The 6,222-nt window shown below is 63.2% G+C and carries 5 protein-coding genes (1 of these 5 running past the window's edge); 3 read left to right on the forward strand and 2 right to left on the reverse strand.

Annotated features, from left to right (window positions below; all coding sequences use genetic code 11):
* Positions 1-13 precede the first annotated feature (13 nt).
* Both NKI19_RS27430 and NKI19_RS27435 read left to right on the forward strand, forming a co-directional pair.
* On the forward strand, positions 14-379 hold the full coding sequence (locus tag NKI19_RS27430; RefSeq protein ID WP_352491798.1) for an MmcQ/YjbR family DNA-binding protein: 366 nt from the start codon (positions 14-16) through the stop codon (positions 377-379).
* A 236-nt stretch (positions 380-615) separates the two neighbouring features.
* The gene (locus NKI19_RS27435; RefSeq protein ID WP_352491832.1) at positions 616-2,094 is read left to right on the forward strand and encodes a L,D-transpeptidase family protein; all 1,479 of its coding nucleotides are present in this window, start codon (positions 616-618) and stop codon (positions 2,092-2,094) included.
* Positions 2,095-2,255: 161 nt separating this feature from the next.
* On the opposite strand, the gene NKI19_RS27440 is transcribed toward NKI19_RS27435, so the two are convergent.
* Complete coding sequence (locus tag NKI19_RS27440) at positions 2,256-2,888, reverse strand: TMEM175 family protein (protein ID WP_352491797.1); 633 nt, start codon at positions 2,886-2,888, stop codon at positions 2,256-2,258.
* A 173-nt stretch (positions 2,889-3,061) separates the two neighbouring features.
* On the opposite strand from NKI19_RS27440, the gene NKI19_RS27445 reads away from it, so the two are divergent.
* On the forward strand, positions 3,062-4,621 hold the full coding sequence (locus NKI19_RS27445) for an MFS transporter (RefSeq protein WP_352491796.1): 1,560 nt from the start codon (positions 3,062-3,064) through the stop codon (positions 4,619-4,621).
* A 17-nt stretch (positions 4,622-4,638) separates the two neighbouring features.
* Here the strand turns inward: NKI19_RS27445 and NKI19_RS27450 are convergent, their stop codons facing one another.
* On the reverse strand, positions 4,639-6,222 hold the 3' portion of the coding sequence (locus NKI19_RS27450) for a peptidoglycan DD-metalloendopeptidase family protein (protein ID WP_352491795.1). Its footprint extends 375 nt past the window's final position; only the last 1,584 of its 1,959 coding nucleotides appear in the window; its start codon lies beyond the right edge, outside the window; it ends in the stop codon at positions 4,639-4,641.

The following is a 6,222-nucleotide window of genomic DNA, read 5'->3' on the forward strand; positions in this document are numbered from 1 at the left end:
TGGCGGGGCGCAGATGACGTTGGACGACTACAACAGTTTCTGCGCCTCGCTGCCTTCGACGACCCACGTCGTGCAGTGGGGCGGCGCGCATGTCTGGAAAGTCGGCAGCAAGGTGTTTGCGATCGGCGGCTGGAGTGAAGGCAAGGAGCCGTTCGTCACCTTCAAATGCTCCGATATCGCCTATGACGTGCTGAGGGAACAGCCCGGCCTTCGGCCGGCGCCGTATCTCGCCTCGCGCGGCATGAAATGGATCCAGCGCCGGACAAGCGAAAGCATGGATGATGAGGCGCTGAAGGATTATCTGCGCGAAAGCCACCGTCTTGTCGCGCTGAAGCTGACGAAGCAGGCACGCAAGGAATTGGGGCTCACTGTCGTCTGATCGGCCAGAAATCCGCCATCTTCATGCCCGGTTCATATTGGAACCTTATGGTTGACAACTGATTTGCCGTCGAAGGGGTTCGCCTGCCGCATCGGCCCGAAGATCGAATTCGATTTTCGGAAAGCGCGATGCGGAGATTCAGGCGTTAGAGCGTCGTTTGCGCGTCCGAAAGGACACGCGGCTCTGAGGGGACAACGTCGACGGCGGCATCTACGGACCGGAGAATCTTGGCCACCATGTTTCGCACCATCTTCACCCTTTCAGCGCTTGCTGCCGGGCTGCTGGCGTCTAATGCGATGGCCTCACCCCTGGCGGACACCGCGCCGGGGGTTGTTCGCGCTACCGATGCGGGCGGCGTCCTGATCGCCCAGAACGGCAATCTCGATATCTACTACGATGCCAGGGGAAACCGCGTCATCGTCGATGCGGAGACCGGCAAGGTTATCGCCATCCAGCCTCCCCAGACCAGGCTCGACCGCCGTGCGTTGCGCCGCGAGCGCTTGCGCAATCTCGGACCGGTCGAGGACGACCGCTATTATCTCGACGACCCGCAGGACATGGCGCGCTACCGCCGCAGGCAGTTGGAAGACGAGGGCAGGATCATCGTGCCGCCGGCCGACGACTACGATTTTAATGGCGACAATTCAGTGGAAGCGTTCCCCGAAGCGCCGCGGGATGACGGCTACGGCAACGATTATCCGGAGGCGCAGCCGGTGAAGCCGCGCATCATCGAGCGCCAGCAGCTCAACGAGGCCTCGATCGAGCCGGTCGAGCCGACAGTGCCGAACGAGCAGGCGGCCTTGCCGCCAGACACAGCCCCGCCGCCAAGCACTGGCGGCAAGACGGCGGTCGACCCGTCGCTTGCGCTCGGCGCCCGCGAGGACGTAGCGGCGCTGCAGGTGCTGCTCGACCGTGCCGGTGCGTCGCCCGGCGTCATCGACGGACGCTTCGGCTCGAATGTCGACAAGGCTCTCGCCGCCTATAATGAGATCACCGGCAGCAATCTGAAATCGACCGACGCGATCGGCATCCAGGCCGCCCTGGCGCAATCCGGCGGCGATGCCTTCGCCTCCTATACGATCACGCCCGAGGATGCGGCCGGTCCCTATGTCGCCTCGATACCGGAGGACTACAGCCAAAAGGCCCAGCTCGATCGCATGGGCTACACGTCGGTACCCGAAGCGCTGGCCGAACGCTTCCATATGGATGAAACCTATCTGAAGAAGCTCAATCCGGACGCGAATTTCAATCGTCCAGGCACCATCATCAAGGTCGCCAATTTCGGCAGGCTGGTGGCGACGCCGGTGGCGCGCATCATCGCCGACAAGTCCAACAAGCAAGTCCGCGCCTATGATGCGGCGGGCAAGCTGGTCGCAACCTATCCGGCGACTATCGGCTCGTCGGACACACCGTCGCCGTCCGGTACGCATACGGTGTCGCGTGTCGCGCTGGATCCCAATTACACCTATAACCCGAACATCAATTTCAAGCAGGGCGAAAACGACAGGATCCTGACCATCCCGCCGGGGCCGAACGGCCCGGTAGGCTCGGTCTGGATCGCGCTGGACAAGCCGACCTACGGCATTCACGGCACGCCGGATCCGTCGAAGATAGGCAAGACCGAAAGCCATGGCTGCGTGCGGCTGACCAATTGGGATGCGCGCGAACTCGCCAAGATCGTGACGGCCGGCGTGACGGTGGAGTTCGTCGAGTAGGGTATGTTGATATTCAGGTGATGCCGGCCTGCAAACGGCGGCTTCCTGCGCTTCCGGTGCTCACGTACCCAAAAGTACGCTCCGGTTCTCGGAAGCCACCATTTTCGGCTCGGCCTGACCTGAATCTCAACACACCCTAAAGCGGACAGGCGTCGCTCCATTCACCCGATGACCTTGCGCAGCAGTGGCGCGCGCAGCGCTGCCGCGTAGATCAGCTGCACCACCAGGATGAAGCCGACGCTGAGCAACGGGCTGATCAGGCAGAGTGCAGCGCCGACGGCCCACAGGATCTGTGCCTTGACGATGCGCAGATAGACCGTTCGGGTGGTCTCCGCGTCGACACCTTCGGCCAGAAATCCGTTCTTGTCCGCATAGCGCCAACTGGCAAGCAGCGTCAGGCCGAGCATCAAAAGATTGAGCCAGTAGACGAGCACCGCAGTCCTGAATTCGAGGAAGTCGGCGAGAAGGTCGGTCGAGAACGGCAGCAAGGCGATGAAGCCGAGGAAGCAGAGGTTCAGCGTGGCAAGCCGCCGGTCGGATTTTGCAATCAGCCCGTGTTGTGCCTGCTGACCGAACCAGAAGATGGTCAGCGTCAGGAAGCTGAGCGCATAGGTCAGGAAGCGCGGTGCCAGTGCTGTGATCGCGGTGATCAACTCGCGTTCGGAATGCACCGTTTCATGCGCCGGCACCCTGATCTCGAGAACGATCAGGGTGAGCGCGATGGCGAACACGCCGTCGGTGATGCCGACGACGCGCCCGCGCCCTTCCGCCGAGGGTTCGAGCGGTCCTTTCATGCGGTATTTCCCCCTTGTCCGTAGCGCTGCGAGAAGCTTAGCACGGCATCTGTCGTTTGCACCCGGAGCGCCGTGATCCTGCCTGTGTGGCCAGGTTGGCCTGGTTTCAACGAGAACACCGTGCTGGCCGGTTGTCGCCGGCGCGCCCGCGATCTAGGTAAGGCGGCATGCACATGCCAACCAAAGTCGGTACCGGTGCCGTTCCCCTGACCGGCTCGCTTCCCGCCGATACGTTCTGTCCGCAGGCGCAGCGGCGGTTCGTGCTGATCGCCGCGATCCTGGCTTCCGCGCTCGGCTTCATCGACGGGTCGGTCCTGGCCATTGCGACGCCGGCGATCCGCGTCGATCTCGGCGCCAGCCTTGCCGAGGCGCAATGGATTTCCAATGCCTATGCATTGACGCTTTCAGCCCTCATTCTCGTCGGCGGCGCCGCTGGCGATCGCTTCGGCCTGCGCCACTCTTTCGTCGCCGGCATCGTGCTGTTCATTGCCGCCTCGCTTGCCTGCGCGCTGGCGCCTAACCCGGCGATGCTCATTGCATTTCGGGCTATCCAGGGTGTCGGAGCGGCCATCATGGTGCCGGGCAGCCTGGCCATTATCGCCAAAGCCTATCCGAAAAAGGAGCGCGGCCGGGCGATCGGCATCTGGGCCGCCGCATCTGCACTGACGACGGCGCTCGGCCCGGTGCTGGGCGGTTTCGTGCTGTCGGCGTTCGGCGATGGCATCTGGCGGGCGATCTTCGCCATCAATCTGCCGCTCGGTCTTGTCTCGATCTATCTTCTGCTGGCCAAGGTCCCTGCCGACGCGCCGGCGGAAAAGCGCAGCCTCGATCTCGGCGGCGCTGCACTCGCCATATTGGCGTTCGGAGCTCTCGCTTACGGCCTGACCTCGATGAGCGGCGACGGGGAGGGGCTGATGTCCGGCCCGAGTATTGCCGCCGGTGCGGTTTTGCTCGTCGTGTTCATCGTCTTCGAGCGCCGGCGGCGCGAGCCGATGATCGATCTGTCGCTGTTTCGGATCGGCGCGTTCGCGGGCGCCAATGTGGCGACCTTCTTCCTTTATTTCGCGCTGTCGGCCAATCTGTTCTATCTGCCGATGCTCATGATCGCCGGATGGGGGCTGAGCGCGGCCGAGGTCGGTTTCATATTCCTGCCGCTGTCGGCGTTGATGGCACTGTTGTCCGGACCGGTCGGCCAGTGGTCCGACCGCATCGGGCCTCGCTTTCCGATCGCCAGCGGCAGTCTGGTTGTGGCTCTTGCCTTTGCCGGACTTGCCTTGCTGGCCTATTGGGGCATCCATAATTTCTGGCTGGGGGTATTCCCGCTGATGGCGTTGATGGGGCTCGGCATGGCGCTGGTGGTATCGCCGCTGTCGACCGCCATCATGACGGCGGTCGAGGACAAGGATACGGGTGCGGCCTCGGGCATCAACAACGCCGTCTCGCGCATCGGCGGCCTGATTGCCGTGGCGGCGATGGGATCGCTGGCGGCCTGGGTTTATGCTGGCGTGCTCGGCACCGGTGCCGGCTCCGGCATTCCGGGTTTCGGCGAACCGCCGCCAGCCGGCCTGGCGCCCGGCCTCGATGCGGCACGACTTGCCGCCAGCGACGCGGCATTCGCCGCCGTTGCCGCGGTGACCGCGCTGCTTTGCCTGCTTTCGGCAATCACTGCGTGGACGACGGTTTCGGGCGAGCGCCTGCCATGGGCGCGCGACACGGCGAATCAGCAGGGCTGACGACGAAAAACGTCGGCTCAGCCTTCGATCTTGGCGCTCGCGACCTTCAACTGATTGCTGTCTTCCTGCTTGAGCAGGTCGTCGATGCGTTCGCGCTCGCGCTTGAAGGCGACGAGGTCGTCGCCCTTCAGCGTCTTGCCGACCGGCAGGCGGACGCGCATCGAATCGACCTTGGTGCCGTTGACGATCAGTTCGTAATGAAGATGCGGACCGGTGGAGAGGCCGGTTGAGCCGAGATAGCCGATAACCTGACCCTGGCGAACGCGAACACCCGGCTCGATGCCTTTGGCAAAGGCGCTCTGGTGATTGTAGGACGTCTCGTAGCCATTGGCGTGACGCAAGATGATCTGTTTGCCATAGCCACCGGCCCAGCCGGCCTTTTCGACGACGCCATTGCCTGCGGCGATGATCGGCGATCCCACGGGAGCTGCCCAGTCGGTGCCGGTATGCATTTTCACATACCCCAAAATGGGGTGGCGCCTGGCACCGAACCCGGACGTAAATCGGCCATTGGGCAAGGGATTGCGCAGCAGAAACTGCTCGGCGCTGCTGCCATTTTCGTCGAAGTAGTCGGTGCTGCCGTCCTGCATCTGGAAACGGTAGAAATTTCTTGTCGTGCCGCCGAAAGTCGCGGAGACGTAAAGCAGCTCGGATTCGTCGGACGCCTGGTCGTCGCCATCGGGCTGCGAGAACAGCACCTCGATGCGGTCCGTGGGATTGAGGCGCGACTGAAAGTCGACACTGGATGCCAGCAACTTGATCAGCCGTTGCGTCATCGCCTTGGACATGCCGTAGGAATAGGCGGTGCGGTAGATGCCGTCATAGATGTTCGGCAGATTGCCGCGCACTATGGGCGCAGGCGAATCGTCGAACGCCGTCAGCAATTCGGGATTTGGCTCCGGCTCCTGCGCCGGCACGTACTGGTCGTGGTCGTCGAGCGCGATGGTGACGATGTGCTGGGTCCGGTCGTACACGCTGGTGCGAACGATCTTGGCGACATCGCCATGGACCTCGAGCCCAACGCGCAGCACGGTTCCTGCCTTGAGGGCCGTGGCATTCAGCAATTTGGCGATCGCCTCGGCCATTCCGGTGGCATCCTCGCCGGTATAGCCCGAATCAGCGAAGGCCTCGGCAATGTCGAGATCCTTGGTGAAGGGGATGATTTCCTCGGCGAAGGCCGGCGCCTGGTCGTCGACGGCGTCACGCGGCGACACCGAGACGTTTTCCGGGACGATCTTGACGTCATAGGAGCCAGCCATGCTTTCGGCGAAGCCGTCACCGAATCGCTGCGGGTCGACATAGTGCAGCGAAGCGACCTGGACAGCGCCGTCGCTCAGATCGGTGCCGGCCTCGCGCACGACCTTTTCCACCTCGTCGGCAGAAAGGTCGCTCTTCTCGTCGAAGGCCGCTGTCTCGATCGGGAAATCGACGGTCTTCAAGCTCATCTCGCTTTCGACCTTGGCGCCATAGATCTGGCTGGCGGTGGCCGCTGCCGGCTGGGCGGCATTGTCGTCGCCATTGCCAAACACCTGCATCGGGTCGAAAGGCGGATAGGCCCGGCTGGTCGTGTGACCGGCAGCAAGCGCCATCTTGATCTGCAC

The sequence above is a fragment of the Mesorhizobium sp. M0751 genome, from assembly GCF_040320265.1.
Taxonomy (GTDB): Bacteria; Pseudomonadota; Alphaproteobacteria; order Rhizobiales; family Rhizobiaceae; genus Mesorhizobium.